This window comes from Alloalcanivorax dieselolei B5 (assembly GCF_000300005.1).
GTDB classification, from domain to species: Bacteria; Pseudomonadota; Gammaproteobacteria; order Pseudomonadales; family Alcanivoracaceae; genus Alloalcanivorax; species Alloalcanivorax dieselolei.
Genome location: NC_018691.1, coordinates 3,647,556 through 3,670,804, shown reverse-complemented (window position 1 = coordinate 3,670,804; position 23,249 = coordinate 3,647,556). Strand labels below are relative to the sequence as shown.

Annotated in this window: 17 protein-coding genes; 9 read left to right on the top strand and 8 right to left on the bottom strand. The window is 63.0% G+C overall.

All coding sequences use genetic code 11. The features are described from left to right. Positions 1–18: 18 nt before the first annotated feature. Positions 19–510 carry a TRAP transporter small permease gene (locus B5T_RS16250; protein ID WP_014995616.1) on the top strand — a complete coding sequence of 164 codons (492 nt, stop codon included), beginning with the start codon at positions 19–21 and terminating at the stop codon, positions 508–510. After that, positions 507–1,841 carry a TRAP transporter large permease gene (locus tag B5T_RS16245; RefSeq protein ID WP_014995615.1) on the top strand — a complete coding sequence of 445 codons (1,335 nt, stop codon included), beginning with the start codon at positions 507–509 and terminating at the stop codon, positions 1,839–1,841. The genes B5T_RS16250 and B5T_RS16245 overlap by 4 nt, the downstream gene beginning before the upstream one ends. Here B5T_RS16245 and B5T_RS16240 read toward each other — a convergent pair. After that, positions 1,819–2,712 carry a sterol desaturase family protein gene (locus B5T_RS16240; protein WP_014995614.1) on the bottom strand — a complete coding sequence of 298 codons (894 nt, stop codon included), beginning with the start codon at positions 2,710–2,712 and terminating at the stop codon, positions 1,819–1,821. The two genes, B5T_RS16245 and B5T_RS16240, sit on opposite strands and share 23 nt — an antisense overlap. A gap of 174 nt (positions 2,713–2,886) precedes the next feature. Here B5T_RS16240 and B5T_RS16235 point away from each other — a divergent pair, with 174 nt between their 5' ends. Both B5T_RS16235 and B5T_RS16230 read left to right on the top strand, forming a co-directional pair. Next, the gene (locus B5T_RS16235) at positions 2,887–4,452 is read left to right on the top strand and encodes a Na/Pi cotransporter family protein (RefSeq protein WP_014995613.1); all 1,566 of its coding nucleotides are present in this window, start codon (positions 2,887–2,889) and stop codon (positions 4,450–4,452) included. Positions 4,453–4,466: 14 nt separating this feature from the next. Continuing rightward, positions 4,467–5,456 (top strand): AraC family transcriptional regulator, encoded by a 990-nt coding sequence (locus tag B5T_RS16230; protein WP_051015616.1) that lies wholly within the window; start codon positions 4,467–4,469, stop codon positions 5,454–5,456. Here the strand turns inward: B5T_RS16230 and B5T_RS16225 are convergent. The 6 genes from B5T_RS16225 to B5T_RS16200 all read right to left on the bottom strand — a co-directional run bounded on the left by B5T_RS16225 (position 5,453) and on the right by B5T_RS16200 (position 14,813). Beyond that, positions 5,453–7,411, bottom strand: a complete 1,959-nt coding sequence (locus B5T_RS16225; protein ID WP_014995611.1) for a monovalent cation:proton antiporter family protein — start codon at positions 7,409–7,411, stop codon at positions 5,453–5,455. The two genes, B5T_RS16230 and B5T_RS16225, sit on opposite strands and share 4 nt — an antisense overlap. Before the next feature lie 51 nt (positions 7,412–7,462). Continuing rightward, on the bottom strand, positions 7,463–7,957 hold the full coding sequence (locus B5T_RS16220; protein ID WP_014995610.1) for a DinB family protein: 495 nt from the start codon (positions 7,955–7,957) through the stop codon (positions 7,463–7,465). 318 nt (positions 7,958–8,275) lie between these two features. Continuing rightward, positions 8,276–9,919 carry an acetolactate synthase large subunit gene (locus B5T_RS16215; RefSeq protein WP_014995609.1) on the bottom strand — a complete coding sequence of 548 codons (1,644 nt, stop codon included), beginning with the start codon at positions 9,917–9,919 and terminating at the stop codon, positions 8,276–8,278. A gap of 212 nt (positions 9,920–10,131) precedes the next feature. Next, positions 10,132–10,344: a hypothetical protein gene (locus B5T_RS16210; protein ID WP_014995608.1), complete on the bottom strand. Its 213-nt coding sequence runs from the start codon at positions 10,342–10,344 to the stop codon at positions 10,132–10,134. A gap of 135 nt (positions 10,345–10,479) precedes the next feature. After that, positions 10,480–11,793, bottom strand: a complete 1,314-nt coding sequence (locus tag B5T_RS16205; protein WP_014995607.1) for a ribonucleotide-diphosphate reductase subunit beta — start codon at positions 11,791–11,793, stop codon at positions 10,480–10,482. 140 nt (positions 11,794–11,933) lie between these two features. Beyond that, entirely contained in the window at positions 11,934–14,813 is a 2,880-nt protein-coding gene (locus B5T_RS16200) for a ribonucleoside-diphosphate reductase subunit alpha (protein WP_014995606.1), read from the bottom strand. Positions 14,814–15,445: 632 nt separating this feature from the next. Here B5T_RS16200 and B5T_RS16195 point away from each other — a divergent pair. From B5T_RS16195 to B5T_RS16175, 5 genes are all read left to right on the top strand, one after another. Then, complete coding sequence (locus B5T_RS16195) at positions 15,446–16,168, top strand: response regulator (protein ID WP_014995605.1); 723 nt, start codon at positions 15,446–15,448, stop codon at positions 16,166–16,168. Positions 16,169–16,265: 97 nt separating this feature from the next. Next, positions 16,266–17,879, top strand: a complete 1,614-nt coding sequence (locus tag B5T_RS16190) for an ATP-binding protein (protein WP_014995604.1) — start codon at positions 16,266–16,268, stop codon at positions 17,877–17,879. Positions 17,880–18,082: 203 nt separating this feature from the next. Continuing rightward, positions 18,083–19,552 (top strand): glycerol kinase GlpK, encoded by a 1,470-nt coding sequence (glpK, locus tag B5T_RS16185; RefSeq protein WP_041717087.1) that lies wholly within the window; start codon positions 18,083–18,085, stop codon positions 19,550–19,552. Positions 19,553–19,746: 194 nt separating this feature from the next. After that, entirely contained in the window at positions 19,747–20,835 is a 1,089-nt protein-coding gene (locus tag B5T_RS16180; protein WP_014995602.1) for a GGDEF domain-containing protein, read from the top strand. Beyond that, positions 20,835–21,938 (top strand): GGDEF domain-containing protein, encoded by a 1,104-nt coding sequence (locus B5T_RS16175; protein WP_014995601.1) that lies wholly within the window; start codon positions 20,835–20,837, stop codon positions 21,936–21,938. Before B5T_RS16180 ends, B5T_RS16175 begins: the two co-directional genes overlap by 1 nt. Positions 21,939–22,195: 257 nt before the next feature. Here B5T_RS16175 and B5T_RS16170 read toward each other — a convergent pair whose 3' ends face one another. Continuing rightward, complete coding sequence (locus B5T_RS16170) at positions 22,196–23,248, bottom strand: ABC transporter ATP-binding protein (protein WP_014995600.1); 1,053 nt, start codon at positions 23,246–23,248, stop codon at positions 22,196–22,198. Position 23,249: the final 1 nt, after the last annotated feature.

The following is a 23,249-nucleotide window of genomic DNA, read 5'->3' as shown; positions in this document are numbered from 1 at the left end:
TAAAGGCCGAGGTTTCCCATGGTTGAAACGGTATTGCGCCGTCTCAGCATCGCGGTCGCCGTGCTTGGCGGTGCCGTGGTGTTGTCGGTGATCGCCATGTCGCTGGTCTCTCTGCTGGGGCGCAAGTTGTGGTCCGCGCCGATTCCCGGTGACATCGAAATTCTGGAAATGGCCATCGCCGTGGCGGTGGCCTCGTTCATGCCGCTGTGCGAGCTGCGCGATAACCACATCCGCGTGGATCTGATCGCCGGGCTGTTACCGGCGGGAGTGAACCGGGCGTTGTTATCGCTCAGTCATCTGCTGCTGGCGCTGGTGGCGGCGTTGCTGATCTGGCGAACCGGTCTGCTGACCCTGGACAGCCACGAATACGGGTCCACATCCACCATGCTGGCGGTGCCGCTGTGGATTCCGCAGATGCTGATGCTGCCCGGTCTGGCGCTGCTGTGCGCCTGTGCCCTGTATCAGGCGGCGCGGTCGCTGACTGGTAAACCGCTGCAGGTGCCGTCATGAGCGGTATGGAAATCGGACTCTGGGTACTCGGCGGTGTGCTGCTGATTCTGGCGCTGCGCGTGCACGTGGGCGTGGGCATGCTGCTGGGCGGCGTGGCCTGCTATCTGATCGTCAATCACGGTGACACCACGGCGCTGCTGTTCACCATCAACAATCTGGTTTACGCCCGGTTTTCCAATTACGACCTGGCGGTGATTCCACTGTTCGTGTTGATGGGGCAGTTCGCCATTCACGGCGGTCTGTCGCGCGCCCTGTTCAAAGCGGCGGCGGCTTTCATTGGTCATTGGCGCGGTGGTCTGGCGATGTCCGCCGCCGGTGCCTGTGCCGGTTTCGGTGCTATTTGCGGCTCGTCCCTGGCCACCGCCGCCACCATGAGCCAGGTGGCGTTACCGGAGCTGGAGAAACATCACTACCCGCCCAAACTGGCCGCCGGGACGGTGGCGGCCGCTGGTACTCTGGGCATTCTGATTCCGCCGTCGGTACCGTTGATCATCTATGCGGTGCTCACCGAGGAGTCCATCGCCAAGCTGTTCATGGCGGCGGTGATTCCTGGTCTGGTGGCGATGTTCGGTTATCTGGTGGTGATCCGCCTGGTGGCGGTACGTACCATGGCGTCGGTGCCGAGGGTAGACAAGGCCGGCTGGCCTCAACGGTGGCGGGCGTTGCTGGAGGTGTCTCCGGTGCTGTTGATCTTCATCGTGGTGATCTTCGGTATCTACGGAGGCTGGGCCAACCTCACCGAGGCGGCGTCCATCGGCGCCGCCGCCTGCGGGGCGTTCGCGGTGGTACGCGGTGGCTTGCGCTGGAAAGGGTTGTATCAAAGCCTGATCGGCACCGCCGAGGCCACCGCCATGATCTATCTGGTGGTGGTCGGCGCCGATCTGCTCAACAGTGGTCTGGCGCTCAGTCAGATGCCGGCGGAACTGGCGTCCTGGGTCGCCGACAGTGGGCTGGCGCCGTTCGTGGTACTGCTCTCGATTCTGGCCATCTATCTGCTGCTGGGCTGCGTGATGGACTCCCTGTCCATGATTCTGCTCACCGTGCCGATCTTTTATCCGATCGTGGTCAACCTGGAATTCTTCGATCTCACCTATACCGAAAAATCGATCTGGTTCGGTATCCTCGCTCTGATGGTGGTGGAGATCGGTCTGATCACGCCGCCTATGGGCATGAACCTGTTCATCGTGCAGAAGTACAGCGTCAATACATCTCTGGGCACGGTGAGCCGGGGTATTGTCCCGTTCCTGTACGCGGATGTGATTCGTATCGCCATCCTGGTGATGGTCCCGGCCCTGTCGCTGTTTCTGCTTAATCTGCCGGGGAGCGGTTGAGTGCGCTTTCCTCTTCCTGTTCCGGGCGCTGCCATTCCGGCGGCGCCCAGAAATGTTTCAGGCGTTGCCTTAGCGGGCCGGGCCGCAGCGCATCCCGAAACATGTCGCGGGCCTCGTGCACCGTCAATGTGACCGGATTGAAGCTGTCCACCGGACGGGTAATGCCGTACTCCACCGGCGCTGTTTCCTGCTCTTCCACGAAAGTGCCGAACAGCCGGTCATACAGGATCACAATGCCACCATAGTTGCGATCGATGTATTCGGGATTGCGGCCATGGTGGGCGCGGTGATGGCTGGGCGTATTGAACACAAACTCGATGGGGCGCGGCAGCTTGCCAACCCATTGGGTATGGATGAAGTACTGATAAGCCAGATTCACCGTGAGCATGAAGAATACCCACACCGGTTCGAAGCCGAGAAACGCCAGCGGAATATAAAAAATCCAGTTGCCGGCCAGGCTGTACAGGGCGCTTTGCCGCATGGCGGTGGAGAAGTTCATATAGCGGCTGGAATGGTGCGCCACATGGGCCGACCAGAACCAGCGGATGCGATGGCTGGCGCGGTGAAACCAGTAATAAAAGAACTCCAGAAGCACGAACAGCAGCGCTCCGGTGAGCGGGGTCATGCTGACGGTGAACAGCCGGTGCTGGTAGGCCCAGTTGAACAGCAGCGCCACCAGGGTCACGGTGACCAGCGTATCGAACACCATATACAGGGCCCCCAACCCCATACTGGCAGCGGTGTCGCGCAGCAGGAAGCGGCCGCGACCGCGAAAGCGGGTCCACTCCGCCAATAACACAGCGATGAAGATCGGCACCATTGCGGGTAATACCAGGGTGCGCCAGTCCAGATGTTGTAAAGCCTCGAGCATGGGGACCTCGCGAAAAAACGGTCGCCACCACCGCCATGGTGGGCGGCGGGACGGTCCGGGAAGATTGACGGACCTCAAGATTGTTCCCTGATGGCGCAGAAAACGCTTGACGCAGCCGGACTCTTTTTTGACAAATGACGACAAGGGCGCGAGACACGGTCAGAGAGAAGGCACATGGGGTATATAAGCGCCAGCCTGGGCGGTCTGGGACTGTTCTTGCTGGGCATGTGGTTGATCACCGAAGGCTTGCGGGTCGCCGCCGGACCCTCCCTGGAGCGGCTGCTGTCCTCCTGGACCTCGAGCCGGTGGCGCGGCCTGGTGTCGGGCACTTTGCTGACCGTCATGGTGCAATCCTCAAGCGCTGTCACCGTGGCGGCCCTGGGGTTCGTCAATACCGGATTGTTGCGCTTCGAGCGGGCGGTTTGGGTGATTTTCGGCAGTAATCTGGGAACCACTCTGACGGCGTGGCTGGTGGCGATGATCGGCTTCAGCTTCAAGATCGATCTGTTCGCCTTGCCCATCATCGGGGTGGGTGCGCTGCTGCGCGTGTTCGCCCCTTTTGACCGTTACCGCAGCCTTGGCATGGCCTTGGCGGGATTCGGCTTGCTGTTCATGGGTATCCAGGTGCTGTCCTCCGGCTTTGGCCAGATGGGAGAGCGGCTGTCGCTGGGCATGGCGGGCCAGCCGTTGGTGCTGATGGTGGGAATAGGCGTGTTGCTGACCACCTTGATGCAGTCTTCCAGTGCCGCCCTGGCGGTGGTGCTCACCGCCCTGGCCGGTGGCGTGATCGATTTCGACGGCGCCGCGGCGCTGGTGATCGGCGCCAACGTGGGCACCACGTCCACGGCGCTGCTGTCCATCCTCGGTGCCACCGTTCAGGCCCGGCGTTTGGCGGTGGCCCATGTGTTGTTCAATCTGCTGACCGCGCTGGTCGCGTTGGCGTTACTAGGGCCCGGCGTCGATCTGGTTGTGGCTGTCGCCAGTGGTTGGGGGCTGGCGCCGCCGGGGCAGCTGGCTCTGTTTCATACTGCGTTCAATGCCTTGGGCATAGTGCTGATGTGGCCATTGGAGCCGGTGCTGACGCGTTTTTTGCTGACGCGCTTCAAGGAACGTCAACGGGCCACGGCGCAGTTGCAGTTCCTGGATCGTAACGTGGCGGATTTGCCGGACGCGGCAAGGACGGCGCTGGCCAGGGAGATCGAACGGATCCTTGCGCGCTATCCGGATGCGCTCGGTGGCTTGCCGCGGCCTCATGACGAGCGTCTCAAGGGCATCGCCGAGCGGCGCCAGCTGCTGGCGGGATTGGGTGATTTTCTGGCCATGGCCGGTCGGCAACAGCTCACCGAGGAACAGATGAATGGCTTTCGTATCGGCTGGCGGATCCAGTTGAACCTTTCCAACATGGAAGATGCCCTGGCCGGGATGAACGAGCATGGCCGCCAGATGATCCGGCAGCCGGATCATGAGGTCGCCATGGCGGTACTGGCGGCCTGGTTCGAGCAAATGCACCAGCAACTGCGGCGCGGGGGTGATCCCACGGAGCCGTTGCGTTTCGCCTACGAGCAGGTCAAGGACGCTTTGATGCAACGCGCCATGGACGGCGCGCTGACACGCTATACGTTGGATCTGGCCTTGCAGGATTTGAGTTTGTCCCGCCGCTTTCTGGAACAATGGTGGCGGGCCACGGTACATCTCCGTGCTCTGCTCGATGATCCCGAGCCACAGGCACCGATACCATGATCGACGATACGACAATGACGGCTTCCGCCGAAAATTATGTGGCCGCCGCCTATGTGCGGTTGCTTTACGATTACCTGGAAAGCCAGGGGGTGGAGGCCGAGGCGTTGCTGGGCGCGCCGACGGTGCTGGCCGAGGATGGGTTGGAGAAAGTGCCGCTGGCGTTCTGGCGGCACAGTCTTGAGATTGCCAGCCAGCACCTGGATGAGCCGGCCCTGGGGCTGGCGGTGGCGCGTACCATCACCGCCCGGCATTTCGATGTGCTTGGCTATGTGGTGTCCCACTGCGGCACACTGGGCGAAGCGCTGGCGCGGCTGGAGCGGTATCACCGGTTGGTTTATGACGTGAATCCAGCCCGGGTGGCCACGGTGGGCAATAGTCTGGAGGTGCGTTGGGGCGTGGAACGCGGTCGTCCGGGTGCTCTGGTGGATGAGACCGGCGTGGCGGCGGTGGTGCAGTTCATTCGCAACCTGGTGGGTCGGAATTTGCCGGTGGAGGCGGTGCATTTCGTTAACCCCGAGCCGGTGGATCCGGCGCCTTATCGGGCGTTTTTCGGCGCGGAAGTGCGCTTCGATTGCGCATGGACGGTGTTGCGGATACCGCTGACCTATCTGACGCTGCCGCTGGGCGCGCCGGATCCGGGCCTGGTGGATATCCTGGACCGGCAGGCGCAGTCGTTACTGGAACGTCAGCCGCGCGCGGGGTCGCCCTATGACGCCGACCTGGTGCGTTTGATGCGCGAAGGGCGGCCGACGCTGGAAGCTCTGGCGGAACGCCATCATGTCAGTGCACGTACCATGCAACGCCGTCTGGCGGAACAGGGGGAGACGTTCCAGGCCGTGTTGCAGAGGGTGCGTTACCAGATGGCCCGGGAATACCTGGCGGACGGCCGCCTGGAACTGACGGAAGTGGCGGCGCTGCTCGGTTACTCCGAGCACAGCGCTTTTACCCGGGCGTTTCGTCAATGGGCCGGTGTCGGCCCCAAGCGCTGGCGCCGCGAGCATTAGCCGCCGAGCAGTTTTTCCTCGATGGCTTCCACCGCTTCCAAAGGCCCGTAGAGAATGAGAATGTCACCGGCCATCAGCGTCTGATCCGCGGCCGGGTGATGGATGGTCTGTTCCTGCCGGCGCAGGGTCTGCACTTCCACCTTGCGGGCGGGCAGGTCCAGGTCGCCCAGAGTTTTGCCGATACACGCGGCCTGTTCGTCGAGGGTGACCGCGTGCAGAAGCCGATAGGGATTGCCGGCGCTGTCGCTGGTGGGCAGCGACTCACCATGATAGTAGCCGTGCAGCAGCTTGTAGCGTTCGCGACGGCTCTGACGCAGCATGGCCAGCACTTTGCCGAACGGCGTATCCAGCATCATCAGGGCATGGGCCACCAGCATCAGCGAGGCTTCCAGCACTTCCGGCACCACTTCGGCGGCGCCAGCCTGCAGCAACTCATCCAGATGGGTGTCGTCGCGAGTGCGCACCAGAATCCGCAAGTCCGGACACAGCTGATGGGCGGTATGCAGGATACGCTCGGCCTGTCGTGCGTCGTCGAAGGTGACCACCAGCAGGCTGGCGCGATGAATACCGGCCCGTTCCAGGATCTCCTTGCGGGTGGCGTCGCCAAAGATAATGCGTTCGCCGGCCTGGCTGGCTTCCTGAATCCGCACCAGGTCGGTATCGATGGCCACGGCCTGATGATGAAAGCGGTTCAGATAGCGCATCAGGTTCTGACCGACGCGGCCATAACCGCACAGCAATACGTGCCCACTGGTGTTCTCGTCAACCGCCGGGGTGTCCGGTTCCTGTTCCCAGCGCCGGAGCAGGTGACGGGTGAGGGTGCGGCTGTGCTCCAACAGCGCCGGGGTGGCCGCCATGGTCAGCACGGCGATCGATATCAGGATGCCGGCCTGTTCGCTGTTCATCAGGCCGTGTGACACCGCCAGGGTCACCAGCACGAAACCGAATTCGCCGCCCTGCGCCAGCATGATACCGCTGCGCAGGGCCGTTTCCTTACGTTCGCCCAGCAACGTCAATAGCGCCGCTATTAGCACTGATTTGAATACCATTAGAGCGGCGGCGCCGAGCAGGATCCAATACCAGTGTTTGGCGAACAGCTGCGGGGACACCAGCATGCCCACGCCCATGAAAAACAGTCCCAGAAGCAGATCACGGAAGGGCCGGATATCGGCTTCGATCTGATGACGGAAGTGACTTTCGCCAAGCATCATGCCGGCCAGAAAAGCGCCCAGAGCCATGGACAAGCCCAGGGCATGGGTCACCCAGGCGGCCAGCAGCGCCAGCAGCAGAGCCGTCATCACGAACACTTCATCGGAACGGGCGCGGCCGGTTTCCTCCAGGGCGCGGGGCAGTACCCACTTGCCAATCACGTAGATGCCAAAGAACAACAACAGGGCTTTGCCCAATGTCGTCCCGGCGGTGATGAACGGATCGCCGATTTCCGGATGCGCGAGGACCGGCAACAGCACCAGCATGATCACCGCCGCCAGATCCTGGAACAGCAGAATGCCGGTGCTGGCGCGGCCATAGCCGGTGTTGACCGCGCCCCGGGCGATCAGATCGCGGATCACGATGGCGGTGGACGACAGCGCGAAAGCGCCACCGGCGATCAGGGCGATGGCCAGTGGGAAATCCAGCAGCCACATGATCAGCAGTACCGGCAGGCCGGTCAGCAGCACCTGCAGCGGTCCGGCGCCGAATACCACCCGGCGCAGGGCAAGCAGACGCGGTATGGAAAATTCCAGCCCCAGGGAGAACAACAGAAAGACAATGCCGAACTCGGCCAGATACTGCATGCCGGAGGTATCGTCGACCCAGCCCAGCCCCCCCGGTCCGGCCAGAACCCCGGCTCCGAGATACGCCAGGATTGGAGGCAGATGCAGACGCCGGAACAGCACCACGGCGAACACCGCGGTGGCGAGCAGAATCACGACAAGAGTGAGAGCATCGGGCATGGCGCGTCCTGTGAGTACAATCGCTTGAGAATCAGAGTACCGCAGTTCGCGTCATAGAGAAGGCATGAAGATCAAGTCCGTGACGCCCACATCATGGCCCAGCTGGCCATAGGCGGTGGTGATCTGGCCGCGATGGTGGGTCTGGTGGTTGAAAAAATGAGTCAGGCAAAGCCGCAACGGCTGGCTTCGGGATTGGCCGGTGGAGGCGGAGACGTAGCTGAGCTCTCCGTCCAGACGGCTTTCCTCGAGCCCGGCGATATAGTCGAGGATGGCCTGATCGGTATTTTCCCGTTCGCGCCATAATTGATCGAAATCCTCATACAGCTCCTGATCCAGTCTCTGGACATGAAAAGGGCGGTCAAGGAACCGGCCCAGCCACAGCCGGTCGGCGAGCAGAAGATGGTTGAGCGTGCCATGGATGGAGTGAAAGAACAGGCCCCGGTCCGCCTTGCGCTGGGTGTCGTCCAGCCTGTCGCAGAGTTGGTAGTGTTGCTGGTTTTGCCACTGGTTGTAGCGGGCCAGTGTCGAGTAGTGCGATAACCACATCACAACCTCCGGGGATTGGGCCGTTCAGGCAGGGATGTTGGCAGGTAATCCGGGGCTTGCCAATCGTGGTTTGATACCGGGGATGCTCGCTGTTCGCGAGTGAACTCGCTTCCCACAGCGGCTTCGTGGCCCCTGTGTGGGAAGCTGGCTTGCCAGCGAATCGGCCCGCAGGGTGGCCGCCATGGACGGCAGGCCACAAAAAAGAGACGCCCCGGGAGGCGTCTTCAAGGAGTGCGCGATTGTTATTCAAGGTGCCGGTACGGAATCACTCCGCGGCGCCGGATTATGAATCCGTTCGCGCCGCCCGGTGTCGTCAACTCAGACCTTGCTGCTCAACTCGCGGATTTCCTGGTTGAGAATGCGGTCGTTCTGGGAGTAGTCCACCGGCAGGTCGATGACGTGAACGCCGCCAGCCTCGAAGCAGCTCTCCACCAGGGGAACCAGCTGATCGCTGCTTTCCACCCGGTGTCCCTCGGCGCCATAGGCCTTGGCGTAGGCGACGAAATCCGGATTGTGGAAATCCAGGCCGAAATCGTGGAAGTCCATCTGGCTCTGTTTCCACTTGATCATGCCGTAGCCGTCGTCGCGCAGAATCAGCACCACCAGATCCAGCCCCATGCGCACCGCGGTTTCCAGCTCCTGGGAATTCATCATGAAGCCGCCGTCGCCGCAGACCGACAGAACCCGGCGATTGGGATGAACCATCTTCGCCGCCATCGCCGAGGGCAGGCCGGCGCCCATGCTGGCCAGAGCGTTATCCAGCAACACCGTGTTGGGGTGAGTGGCCGGGTAGTTGCGGGCGAACCAGATTTTGTACATGCCGTTGTCCAGGGCGATGACGCCGTCGTCCGGCATCACCTTGCGCACCTCGTGCACCAGCCGCTGGGGCAGCATCGGGAAACGGTCGTCACGGGCGCCTTCGTTGATGTGCTTCTGCAGCGCATCGCGCACCCGGTGGAAGTCGGCGAAGCTCCAATGCTCCTGCGGGTCCAGGCGCTCCTTGAGCTGCCACAGGCTGTTGGCGATATCGCCGACCACTTCGATTTGCGGGAAGTAGACCGGGTCCACCTGGGCGGAGTTGAAGTTGATGTGTACCACTTCCGGCCCGCCGGGGCGCATGAAGAACGGTGGCTTTTCCACCACGTCATGGCCAATGTTGATGATCAGGTCGGCGGCGCTAATGGCGCGGTGCACGAAGTCGCCATCGGACAGCGCGGTATTGCCGAGGAAGTGAGGCCCGGTTTCATCCACCACGCCTTTGCCCATCTGCGTGGTGACCACCGGAATGCCCAGCTTGTCCATGAACTGGCGCAGCATCTTGCTGGTCAGCTTGCGGTTGCCGCCGGCGCCCACCAGGATCAGTGGTTTGCGCGCGTTCTGGATCGCTTCCACGGCGCGGCAGATGGCCTTGTCCTCGGCGATGGGCCGGCGCGTCAGGCTCGGCTCCAATACCGGCATGGTGGAATGTTCGCGGGCGATGTCTTCCGGCAGTTCCAGATGGGTGGCGCCGGGGCGCTCCTCCTGGGACAGACGGAACGCCTCGCGGATGCGGGCGGGAATGGTGTCGCCGCTGACCACCTGCTTGGTGAACTTGGTCAGCGGACGCATCATGTCGACCACGTCGATGATCTGGAACTGACCCTGTTTACTGGACTTGATCGGCTTCTGGCCGGTGATCATCACCATCGGCATGGCGCCGAGCTGGGCGTAGGCGGCGGCGGTGACCAGGTTGGTGGCGCCGGGCCCCAGGGTGGACAGACAGACGCCGGCCTTCCCGGTGAAGCGGCCGTAGGTGGCGGCCATGAAACCGGCGGCTTGCTCGTGGCGGGTAATGACCAGTTTGATTTTCTTGGATCCCCGCAGGGATTCCAGCAGATCCAGGTTCTCTTCCCCGGGGATGGCGAACAGGTATTCGACGCCTTCGGCTTCCAGGGCACGGACAAAGAGATCCGACGCTTTCATGAACAGGGGCTCCCTAACGCAGCAACAACGCAGCAACTTTATATGCAGCAATTCTTACATGGAAAGCAGTGCGGCAACATGTAAAAAGACGGCGCGACCTTCCGGTCAACGCCGTCTCACACTATAACGCCTTGGGCGCCCGGTTGCGCGTGGATTGGCTGATGGATGTCATCGGATTATCCAATCAGCGCCGGTTTAACCAAATTAAGGGCTCAGTGCCAGGTACCGGCCAGGTTTTCACAGCGCTCGAGAAATTCCTCGGCGGTTATTTCCTCGGTATCGTCTTCCAGATGGGTGGCCACCTGCTCCTTGAGCTGGGCCACCACGGTGGTCATCACCGTCAGGGCTTCTTCCACCTGCTCGATGGTGTCGAGCAGTTCCCGCGCTTCCTCTAGGGTATCGTGGTCCTGATCGTGTTGGCTCATGAAGGCCTCCCTGTGTGGATAGGGGAATGGTGCCAAGGAAATGGCACGAGAACAATTGCCGTCATGCCGACAGGCCGGTAAAACAGGCCATGAAAGGCAGCGGGTGCCGTTGGTCCCCGCTGCCTTTCGGCGGACTCAGTCCCAGCTCAGCGCGCCACCGACCTGATACTCGGTGACCCGGGTCTCGAAGAAGTTCTTCTCCTTGCGCAGGTCCATGATCTCGCTCATCCAGGGGAAGGGATTGCTGACGCCCTTGAACTGTTCGGGCAGCCCCAACTGAGTGAGACGACGGTTGGCGATGAACTGCAGATACTCTTCCATCATCGCGGCGTTCATGCCCAATACACCACGGGGCATGGTATCGCGGGCGTACTGAATCTCCAGCTCGGTGCCTTCCAGGATCATCTGGGTGGCCTGGTCACGCATGGCCTGATCCCACAAATGCGGGTTTTCCAGCTTGATCTGGTTGATCACGTCGACGCCGAAGTTCACGTGCATGGACTCGTCACGCAGGATGTACTGGAACTGTTCGGCCACGCCGGTCATCTTGTTGCGACGGCCCATGGACAGAATCTGGGTGAAGCCGCAATAGAAGAAAATACCTTCCAGTACGCAGTAGAACGCAATCAGGTTCTGCAGTAGCGCCTTGTCGGTTTCCTCGGTGCCGGTGGTGAACTTCGGATCGGACAGTTCGCGGGTGTACTCAATGCCCCATTGCGCCTTCTTGGCCACGGAGGGGATTTCCCGGTACATGTTGAAGATCTCGCCTTCATCCATGCCCAGGGATTCGATGCAGTACTGGTAGGCGTGGGTGTGGATCGCCTCCTCGAAGGACTGGCGCAGGATGTACTGGCGGCACTCGGGGTTGGTGATCAGCCGGTACAGAGCCAGTACCAGGTTGTTGGCCACCAGGGAATCGGCGGTGGAGAAGAAGCCCAGGTTGCGCTTGACGATGCGGCGCTCGTCCTCGGTCAGGCCGTCCGTCCGCTTCCACAGCGCCAGGTCCGCGTTCATGTTGATTTCCTGGGGCATCCAGTGGTTGGCGCAGCCGTCCAGGTATTTCTGCCAGGCCCAGTCGTACTTGAAGGGCACCAGCTGGTTGAGGTCGGCGCGGCAGTTGATCATCCGCTTGTCGTCCACTTGCACGCGGCCGGCGGTGCCTTCCAGCTCGGCCACGCCTTCGGCGATGTCCATTTTCTCCACCGCCTGCCGGGCACGGGCCACGGCATCGCTCAGGGCGCGTTCCCGGGCGCTTTCGTTGGCGGCGTCAGCGGCTCTTCCTCGCTCTTTCTGAGGTTCAGCATTCGCTGCACTTCCCGCTGCCGGTGCTTGAGGTGCAGATGCCGCTTTCTCAGCGACCGGCTCAGATTGCGGCGGCGTCGGCTGTGCGACGCGGGGCTGCTTGTTGGCGGGCGTCTCTTGCGCATCAAAATCGTCCCAGCTCAGCATGTGATTTCTCCATTCTTTCAGGGTGGCGCCTTGGCGTCACTGGTGGTGCATTCTTTAAAGAAGCCGCTTACACGCAACACGCTTCACGCTGGCACGCAAAAAGGCGTGGTGCGTGCCAGCGTGTAAGCGTGCTTGCGTCTTTATTGGCACGCCTCGCAGTCCGGGTCGTCGAGGGAGCAGGCCTGCGGCACATCCGCCGCCTTGTCGAACTGGGCCGGCTCCTCCGCCACGGCGGATACCCGGTTGAGCTTGTTGTCGTTGACCGTGGACTTCTCGGTCTGGGTGGCGCCGATGGCACGCAGGTAATAGGTGGTTTTCAGACCCAGCAGCCACGCCATTTTGTAGGTCACATCCAGTTTCTTACCATTGGCCTCGGCGATGTACAGGTTCAGGGACTGGGCCTGATCGATCCACTTCTGGCGGCGGCTGGCGGATTCCACCAGCCAGCGCGGCTCCACCTCGAAGGCGGTACGGAAGCGTTCCTTCAGGTCCGCCGGCACCCGCTCGATCGGCTGCACGGAACCGTCGTAGTACTTGAGGTCGTTGACCATCACGTTGTCCCACAGACCGCGTTCCTTGAGGGCGTTCACCAGATACGGATTGACCACGGTGAATTCGCCGGACAGGTTCGATTTCACGTACAGGTTCTGATACGTGGGCTCGATGGACTGGGACACGCCGGTGATGTTGGCGATGGTGGCGGTGGGCGCGATCGCCATCACGTTGGAATTGCGCATGCCCTGGCGCGCTCTTTCACGAACGCTGTCCCAATCCAGGGTCTGGCTGCGATCCACCGTGCAATAGTCTTCGCCACGCTGTTTCACCAGGATGTCGATGGAGTCGATCGGCAGCACGCCCTGGCTCCACAGGGAACCGTCGAAGGTCTGGTAGGCGCCGCGCTCCTCGGCCAGATCGGCGGAAGCCTGGATCGCGTAGTAGCTGACCGCTTCCATGGACTGGTCGGCGAACGCCACCGCGTCGGCGGAAGCGTAGCTGATGCCCTGCTTATACAGCGCGTCCTGGAAGCCCATGATGCCCAGGCCCACCGGGCGGTGCTTGAGGTTGGAGTTCTCCGCCTGGGGCACGCTGTAGTAGTTGATGTCGATCACGTTATCCAGCATGCGCACGGCGGTTTTCACGGTGCGCGCCAGCTTTTCCCGGTCCAGGCCGTTGTCGCCGATGTGCTGGGCCAGGTTCACGGAACCCAGGTTGCACACCGCGATTTCCTCGCGGTTGGTGTTCAGGGTGATCTCGGTGCACAGGTTGGAGGAGTGCACCACACCCACGTGCTGCTGCGGGCTGCGCAGGTTGCACGGATCCTTGAAGGTGAACCAGGGGTGGCCGGTCTCGAACAGCATGGAGAGCATCTTGCGCCACAGGTTGATCGCTGGCAGTCGCTTGTAGTGCGTGATGCGGCCGTCACGGGTCATTTCCTCGTATTCGTTGTAGCGTTGCTCGAACGCTTCACCGTAGAGATCGTGCAGGTCCGGCGCGTCGTTGGGGCTGAACAGGGTCCACTCCTGCTCGTTCACCACCCGCTTCATGAACAGATCCGGAATCCAGTTGGCGGAGTTCATGTCGTGGGTACGACGGCGGTCATCACCGGTGTTCTTGCGCAGCTCGAGGAATTCCTCGATGTCCATGTGCCAGGTTTCCAGGTAGGCGCAGACCGCGCCCTTGCGCTTGCCGCCCTGGTTCACCGCCACCGCGGTGTCGTTGACCACTTTCAGGAACGGCACCACGCCCTGGGACTTGCCGTTGGTGCCCTTGATGTAGGAGCCCAGCGCCCGCACCGGGGTCCAGTCGTTGCCCAGCCCGCCGGCGAATTTGCTCAGCATGGCGTTGTCGTGGATGGCGCTGTAGATGCCGGACAGGTCATCGGGCACCGTGGTCAGGTAGCAGCTGGAGAGCTGCGGACGCAGGGTGCCGGCGTTGAACAGGGTCGGCGTGGAGCTCATGTAATCGAAGCTGGACAGCAGATTGTAGAACTCGATGGCGCGCTCTTCGCGGTTGTCCTCGCGGATCGCCAGGCCCATGGCCACGCGCATGAAGAAGCACTGCGGCAGCTCGATGCGGGTGTCGTTATGGTGGATGAAATAGCGGTCGTACAGGGTTTGCAGGCCCAGGTAGGAGAACTGCAGGTCGCGTTCGCCCTTGAGCGCGGCACCCAGTTTTTCCAGATCGAAGTCCGCCAGTTCCGGGTTCAGCAGCTCGCACTCGATCCCTTTGTGCACGTAAGCGGCGAAAGTCTGGCTGTACAGCGCTTCCATTTCTTCCTGGTTGGCACGCTCGGCCACGTCCAGGTACTGCAGCGCTTCGGCGCGGATCTTGTCCAGCAGCAGGCGGGCGGTGACCAGGGAGTAGTTCGGTTCCACCTCGATCAGGGTGCGGGCGGTGATCACCATGGAGGTGTTCACGTCCTTGATGGAGACGCCGTCGTACAGGTTCTTGACGGTCTCGGCGATGATCTTGTCGGCGTCCACGTAGTCCAGGCCGCGGCAAGCCTCGCGGATCAGGTGTTCCAGGCGGCCCATGTCCAGCGGCGCGCGGCTGCCGTCTTCCATGGTCACGGCCAGATCCACCTGGTGGGTGGGCTCGGGGAACTGGCTGTCGCGCTCGGCGCGCTTGCGCGCCTGCTGCTCACGGTAGAGGACGTAATCCCGTGCCACTTTGTGTTCGCCACCGCGCATCAGCGCCAGCTCCACCTGATCCTGGATTTCCTCGATGTGGATGGTGCCACCGGAGGGCATGCGGCGCTTGAAGGTGGCACTGACCTGCTCGGTGAGCCGGGCGACGGTGTCGTGGATGCGAGAGGAAGCCGCGGCGGTACCGCCCTCCACGGCCAGGAAGGCCTTGGTTATGGCGACGGTGATTTTGTCGTCATCGTAGGGAACCACCTTGCCGTTGCGTTTGATCACGCGCAGCTGGCCCGGGGCGGTGGTGGATACGCCTGCGTCCTCGATGTCGATCGCATCGCGGTCGTCGCCGGGTTGCGAGTCGCGATTCATCTCCGTTTGCATGATGCCCTCTCCGTAAAAGTGTGGTGCGATGCTGTTTAGTGTCCGGCCCGGTGGTCCGGGGCAGCGTCGTTACGGCGCTGCCGTGGTGTCGGGTTCGTGTTCTGTCCGCGGCCCGGGCGCCGCTTTCACCGTCTTCTCCCGCCTTTTCCGGGACATTCCGGTGTATCCGGACTGTCTGGATGCCACTATATCTTGTGTGCCCGAATGGGGCGGGTACCCAGCTGGAGACGCTGCCGCCGGCCCCGTGGCGCCGGCCCGTCACCGTCTCCAGCTGCCTTCAGCCATGGCCAAATAACCGGGGTGGTGACATTTTACAAAACCCAATATATTGGGTTGCTGGCTCTGATTGGGTACAAGTTATAGTTGAGCGGGCGGATTTGCAAGATGCCGGCCTGGGGAAATCCTGTGGATAATGTGTGAACTTCTGTGAGTCTTTTCCGGCGCCGGCAATGACAGTGGTAGTGCGGCGCCGCTATCCCATATATTGTGTCATCTTGCCGCCATCATCATGGTTGCCGCCGCCGGGGTGTATGCGCTAAAAGAAGAATATCGCCACGCCACTGGGGGTGGGGCAGTTTGTACCGGGGCAACCCGGTCCCTTGTGAACAGAAACGGATAAGGATAACGACGGGATGACAACCGTGCAGGATAACCCGCCGACCATCATGATCGTCGAGGACGATGACCGCCTCGCCGATCTGACCCGAGAATACCTGGAATCCAACGGCCTTGCCGTTACCGTGGTGCGCGATGGGGAAGACGCGATCCGCCGGATCCGCGCCGAGCAACCGGATCTGGTGGTACTGGATCTGATGCTGCCGGGGGCGGACGGTCTGACGGTGTGCCGGGAAGTCAGGGGGGCGTACAAAAAGCCGATCCTGATGCTGACCGCGCGCACCGACGACATGGATCAGGTACTGGGGCTGGAGATGGGCGCCGACGACTACGTCGCCAAACCGGTCAAGCCGCGGGTATTGCTGGCGCGGATCCGCGCCCTGCTGCGGCGGGTGGAAACCGACAATGAGCGTGACAATTCACCGGCCCGCCTTGAATTCGGCGCTCTGGTGATCGACAACGCCGCCCGCGAAGTGACGCTGAGAGGCGAATCGGTGGATCTCACCAGCGCTGAATACGATCTGCTCTGGTTGTTGGCTTCCAATGCCGGCACCGTGCTCTCTCGGGAGACCATCTTCGAGAAACTCCGCGGCATTCAGTACGATGGCCAGGACCGTTCTATCGACGTGCGCATATCCCGGATCCGTCCGAAAGTCGGCGACGACCCGGAAAATCCCAAGCGTATCAAGACCGTGCGTTCCAAGGGCTACCTGTTCGTCAAGGAAATGAGTTCCGGTTGAAGACACCGTGCCCGCTTCCCCGCCCGCGCCGTGACCGGTGCCGGCGGCGCGGGCCCGGCTGTCGGCGCCATTTGCCCGGGTTGACCGGAGAGGCCTTTTGAACAGCATTTTCGTGCGCATCTACGGTGGCATCCTGGTGGCCTTGCTGATCATTGGTGCCGCCACCTATGTTGGCGTTGATCTGATCAATCAGTACCGCGCCGATCAGTACCGCGAGCGCATGGCGGAAGGGACCTTCTTTCTGCTCGGGGAGGGGCTGCGGGAGCAATCCGGAGCCGACCGCGCTGAATGGCTGCGGGAGATGAGCCGCCGGCTCGGCGCGTCCTTGCGGATACACCCGGGGGCGGATCTCAGCCTGACCTACCGGGAGCGACTGCATCTGGATGAAGGCCGGGTGGTGATCCGCGAACACCGGGAGTCCGAGCGGATCACCGTGCTCTATCACGTTCCCGGTGGGGACGATTATCTGGTCACCAGCCTCGAACGTCTCTCCGAGCAGCAGGCACGCGCCACCGCCGGCCTGATCCTGGACCGTCTCAAGGTGGTGGCGCCGGAGCAGCGGGCCCAGTCCCTGGCGCGGCTGGTGCCGTACTTCGGATTTCCACTGTCCCTGGCGGAGTGGGGGGAAGTTGGTCTGGACGAGGAGCAGTACCAGCGCCTGGATCGCAACGAGATGGTGCTGCTGCTCACCGACAGCACGCGCCGGGACGCCACCCTCTACCTTTACGTGCCGATCCCGCGGGACCATCGGGTGCTGGTGCTCGGGCCGATGACCCTGTTCGACCCGTTCCCCTGGGAATTACTGGTGGTCGCCAGCCTGCTGGCCTTGTGTATGGTGGCGTTGTCCACCTATCTCCAGGTCCGGCCGCTGCAAACCCGCCTGCGCCATCTCGAGCGCGCGGTGAAACGGCTCGGCGGTGGCGATCTTACCGCCCACGCCGACGTGCGCGGCAGCGATTCCATTGGCCAACTGGCCGCCACCTTCAACGGCATGACCGCTCACATCCGCCGGTTGATCCATGCTCAGCGGGAGATGACCCGGGCGGTCTCCCACGAGCTGCGCACGCCGGTGGCGCGCCTGCGTTTCGGTCTGGAAATGCTGGCCGACAGCGAATCCGCCGAGGCCCGCCGGGAGCGCCTGGACGCTCTGGACCGGGACATTGACCAACTGGATCAGTTGATCGATGAGATCCTCACCTATGCGCGGCTGGAGCAGGGCACGCCGACCATCGATTTCCAACCGGTGTATCTGGTGGAAGTGTGCGAGCAGCTGCGAGGGGAACTGGACACGATTCGCGGGGATATCGTCATCGAGGTGGCAGGGGACCGGACCCTGGCCGTGGATGGCGACCCCCGCTATCTGCACCGTATCCTGCAGAATCTGGTCACCAACGCTCTACGCTACGCACGGGCGCGCATCCTCATGACCATACGCCTGGAAGAAGGCGGCGAACGGGTGGTGGTGGAAGTGGACGACGACGGTTCGGGGATCCCCGAACATCAACGCGAGCGGGTGTTCAAGCCCTTCGCCCGTCTGGACCAGTCCCGGCACCGCGCCAGCGGCGGCTACGGCCTGGGGCTGTCCATCGTCAAGCGCATTGTCGACTGGCACGGCGGCGAAGTAAGGGTGCTGGAAAGCGACTGGGGCGGCGCCCGTTTCCAGGTTATCCTGCCCCGCGAACAGCAGCGCCAACATGTGCTGGGAAGGTAGAAAAGAAAGTTGACAGTTGATAGCGAAAAGCAAAGGCATTGCGGAACCGCAAAGATCGTTTGCGCATCCGCAGGCCATTGTTTTTTATCCAGGAGACTGTCACACCCTATGAGCGCGGCCTCTTTGCTTTGGGGGTAGATAAAAATTTCTCGCGCAGCTGTCAACTGTCCACTATCAACTGTCAACTGATTTCCGGGGTTCTCATGTACATCCTCGCCATCGACCAGGGCACCACCAGTTCCCGCGCCATTGTGTTTGATCGCGATGGGACCGCGGTGGGGCAGGCGCAAAAGGAGTTCAAGCAGCATTTCCCCCAGGACGGCTGGGTCGAGCACGACGCTCAGGAAATCTGGAATGATGTGCTGGCGTTGTGCCGGCAGGCGTTGCGCAACGCCGCGGTGGAGGCGGCGCAGCTGGCGGCCATCGGTATCACCAACCAGCGCGAGACCACGGTGCTGTGGGACCGTGCCACCGGTGAACCGGTGGCGCCCGCCATCGTCTGGCAGGACCGTCGTACCGCCGCCTTGTGCCAGCAATTGAAGGATCAGGGGCATGAGGATACCGTGCGCGAGCGCACCGGCCTGCTGCTGGACCCGTATTTCTCCGCCACCAAGCTGGCCTGGCTGCTGGATACCGTGGACGGCGCACGGGCGCGGGCCGAGGCCGGTGATCTGGCCTTCGGCACCATTGATTGCTGGCTGCTGTGGAAGCTCACCCGCGGCAAGGTGCATGCCACCGACGCCACCAACGCCTCGCGCACGCTGCTGTTCAATATCCATGAGCAGCGCTGGGATGACACCCTGCTGCGCCTGTTCAACATCCCCGCCGCCCTGTTGCCGGAGGTGCGCGACAGTGCCGGCGATTTCGGCAGCACCGCGCCGGAGTTGCTGGGGGCGTCGGTGACGGTGGCGGGAATCGCCGGCGACCAGCAGGCGGCGTTGGTGGGACAGGCCTGTTTCCAACCGGGCATGGTCAAGAGCACCTACGGCACTGGCTGCTTCATGATCATGAACACCGGCGCCGCGGTGATCTCGGAAAACCGTCTGCTGACCACCGTGGGCTATCGCCTTGGCGGCGAAACCACCTACGCGCTGGAAGGCTCCATTTTCGTCGCCGGCGCCGCCATCCAGTGGCTGCGCGATGGCCTCAACCTGATTTCCCACGCCAGTGAAACCGAGGCGCTGGCGCGCCGTGCCGGCTCCTCGCGCGGTGTCTATCTGGTGCCGGCATTCACCGGGCTGGGGGCGCCCTGGTGGGATCCCCATGCCCGCGGTGCCTTGCTGGGGCTGACCCGGGATACCGGCATCGCCGAGGTGGTCACCGCCGGTCTGGAGGCGGTCTGCTACCAGTCCAGGGACCTGTTGGAAGCGATGGCGGCGGACTGCCGGCGGCGGCCCACCACCTTGCGGGTGGATGGTGGCATGGTGGTGAACAACTGGCTCAGTCAGACCCTGGCGGACGTGCTGGGCATCCAGGTGGACCGCCCGGACGTGACCGAAACCACCGCTTTGGGCGCCGCCTACCTGGCTGGGCTCGGTTGCGGCTGGTACAGCGATCTGGCCCATGTGGGTGATCACTGGCGGTGCGAGCGCTCCTTCCTGCCGTCGCTGGCGGAGGAAGAACGCGAACGGCGCTACCAGGGCTGGCAGGCAGCGGTGCGCCGGGTGATGTGACTTTCTTTTACACAGGCGGCATGGGCCGCCTCACCGGGTTTCAGTATCATTTCCGGGCTGCTCTAGGAAAATAGCCTGATGCCTGTTGCCGATACCGCCCCTGCGCGGCTCCGGCAAACCCGGATCCGGCTCCGGAACAGCGTTCGGCGTGTGGTGCATAGGCCCCCGCCTGCCATCATTCGGGGACCCGGCGCATGCAGCAAAGAATCTCGCGGGGATATGACAAACAGGAATTCCGGCGGCTGTCCCTGGCGGCGCTGCTGGGTGCCGGTGCTCACACCCTGGTGTGCTGGCTGGCATTGCAATGGGGTTTTTTCGCGCTGTCCCCGGAGGCGTTCTTCCTCACCTTCCTGGCGCTCTGGTTCGGCCATCTGGTGGTCTGGAGCCTGGCCTGCCTGACCCTTCGCAATGGTGGCGACGTCCGCCGTTTTACCGAGCCGGTGCTGGTGTGGAGCACGGTGGCGCTACTGGTCAGCGCCTTGTTCCTGAGTGACCACCGCCTGCTGGTCATGGTGTTCTTTCTCGCCGTGCTGCAAATCGGAGTGTTCCGTGTCGGTCGCTGGCAATTGCTGCGCCTGGCGTTGCTCGGCGTGGGCGGTTACGCGCTGGTGTTGCTGGAACTGCAAAGCAGTGAGCCGCGCGCCTTCAACGCCATGGTGGAGTGGCAGCACTGGCTGCTGTTCACCCTGGCGGTGGTGCTGATGATGTTGCTGGCGCTGGAGATCGTCGGCATTCGCCGCCGCATCGACGGCCGCAACGAAGCCTTGCAGCAAATGGCGCGCCAGGTTCGTGATCTGGCGATCCGCGATGAGCTGACCGGCCTGTACGGCCGCCGCCACGCCATGGAGCTGCTGACCAAGGCCTGTGGCCAGGCTCGTCGGGGTGCCTATTTGCTGGCGGTGGTGTTCGTCGACCTGGATCATTTCAAAGCCATCAACGACCGATACGGACACCTGATCGGTGACCGTGTCCTGATCCGTTTCGCCGATTTGCTGCGCCGCCATCTGCAACCGCCGGCGTTGGCGGCGCGGATGGGGGGCGAGGAGTTCCTGCTGATTCTGCCGGTCAGTCACCGGGAGCAGGCTCGGGAACTGGTGGAACGGATACTGGCGGAACTGCGCGAACAGGGCTTCGAGGACCAGCCGGACTTGAACGTGACCGCTTCCGCCGGTCTCGCCCTGGCCGGTACCGGGGAAGAGGCGGATCAGGTACTGGCCCGCGCCGACCGGCTGCTGTACCAGGCCAAGCAGGCCGGCCGTGACCGCTTGCTGGAGGACGCGTGATGAAGCCGGACTGGCAGCCGCTGGGTCGCCTGACAGTGAATGAACGCCGCCTGCTGCGGGTGCACGGCCGCTCGGTGGTGGCGGTGGCGCTGTTCTATTCGGCGGTGGCGACGGTACTGTGGAAGCTGGGGCACAACCGTGTCGACGGGGAAGTGCTGGCGTGGGCGCTGGTGTTGCTATGGAGTCTGATGGTGCCTTACCTGGCGATGATCGAGCGTGGTCTGACCCGGGCCTGGCAGGAACCGACGCTGTCGTTTCCGGCCGGGATCATGCTGGCCGCCATGCTGTTGCTGACGGCGGTACACACCACGGACGGGCGTCTCGCCGTGATGTTGCTGTATTTCCCGCTGCTGTTGCTGCTGTCGTTCCGGTTGGAGCCCAGAGCACTGGGGCTGTTGTCGGCGGTGGTCAGCGCGGCTTACGGGCTGGCGTTGCTCGGCCTGTATCAGCACCGGGATGAGCAACTGGAGCTGGCGTCGGCGCTGCTGCAGTGGCTGGCTTTCGTGGCGGTGAGCGCTTGCTTCACCATTACCGGGGGCGGCGTCAACGCCCTGCGCCGCACCCTCGGCCGGCACAATCGGGAACTGGCGCGGATGGTACGGCAAAGCCGGGAACTGGCGATCCGTGACGATCTGACCGGGCTGTTCAACCGCCGTCATATCGTGGAAGTGCTGGATTATCAGAAGAGTCTGGCGGACCGCCATCATTATCCGTTCGCGGTGTGTTATCTGGACATGGACCACTTCAAGGCAATCAACGATCACTACGGCCATCAATGGGGCGACCAGGTGCTGCGTGCCTTCGCCGAACACGCCGCCGCTCTGTTGCGCGAGGGGGACTACCTGGCGCGGCTCGGCGGCGAGGAGTTCCTGATGGTGCTGCCGCAAAGTAACGAGGCTGGCGCCCTGCGCGTGGTGGAGCGCCTGCGCCAGCAGTGGGCCAACGCCGCTTTCGACCATATGGGCGGGCCGGCCACGGTGACGTTGTCCGCCGGCGTCGCCGGTTATCAGCCGGGGGAAACCGTGGAGGCCTTGCTGGCCCGCGCCGATCACGGCCTCTACCTGGCCAAGAGCCATGGCCGTAATCAGGTGCGGACGGGGTAGGCGCGGCGTGCAACATGCTGACGCCAACACGTTAATCGCGGCCATGGCCTTGCTATGAGGCCGCAGTAGAGTTGACAGTTGATAGTGGACAGTTGACAGCGAAACAAACAGCCCATAAATCGCTTACACGCTTACACGCTTACACGCTATTCGCTGCTAAAGCGGAGCGCTGCCCGGGCAAGCGCAAGGTCCTCGCAAGGGCTTTGGGTTTGGCGTGCCGGCGTGTTGCATGTAAGCGTGCCAGCGAATTGGCTACCCTAGTTGTCTTCAAGGGGAAAGGCCACCAGGGCCGTGGGCGCCATGGTCACCGGCATCATCTCGCCGGGGCCCGCCGGCGGTTCCCGGCCGCTGGTCTGGCACAACAAGGTACCGCCGTCCGGCAGCCGTAACCGGTGCAGGACCGTGGGACCGGTGAACAGGCTTTTCTCCACGGTCAGGAGCACGCCCTGGGGATCCGGCAACAGGTCATCCGGTCGCAACAGCACGTCCACCTCGGTGCCGGCCGGCCAGGGCAGGGGGCCGTCACGCAGTTCTCCCAGCACGGTGCTGACGGTGCCTTCGTTGGTGACGGTGCCGCGCAGGAAGGTGCCGTAGCCGGCGAATTCCGCCACGAACCGGCTGCTCGGGGCGTGATAGATGCGATGGGGGCTGTCCCACTGGGCCAGGGTCCCGGCCTGCATGACGCCGACCTGGTCGGCGAGTAGAAACGCCTCTTCCTGATCGTGAGTAACCATCAGCGCCGCCACTTGCTCCTGGCGCAGGATATCACCCAGTTCCTCGGCCAGGGCCCGGCGCAGATCCAGGTCGAGGCTGGCGAAAGGCTCGTCCAGTAACAGCAGGCGTGGACGCGGCGCCAGGGAGCGGGCCAGGGCCACCCGCTGTTGCTGACCGCCGGACAGTTCGTGGGGATAGCGCTGATCCAGCCCTTCCAGGCGTACCCGGCGCAGGCACTGGGCGACCCGTTCGCGGCGTTGCTCCGCCGTCTCCCGGCGCAACGCGAAAGCCACGTTCTCGGCCACCGTCAGATGCGGAAACAGGGCGTGTTCCTGGAACACCATACCCAGCCGCCGGCGTTCCGGAGCCAGTTGATAGCCGGGGCGGGCCACTTCCTCGCCGCCGATATGAATGCGGCCGGCCTGGATCGGTTCCAGCCCGGCCACGGCTCTCAGGGTGGTGGTCTTGCCGCAGCCGCTGGGTCCCAGCAGACAGGCGATCCGGCCTTCCTCCAGGGTGAAACTGACGCCATTCACGGCGCGGTATTCACCATACTGACAGGCCAGGTCGGTAACGGTCAGCAGGGGCTGGGACATG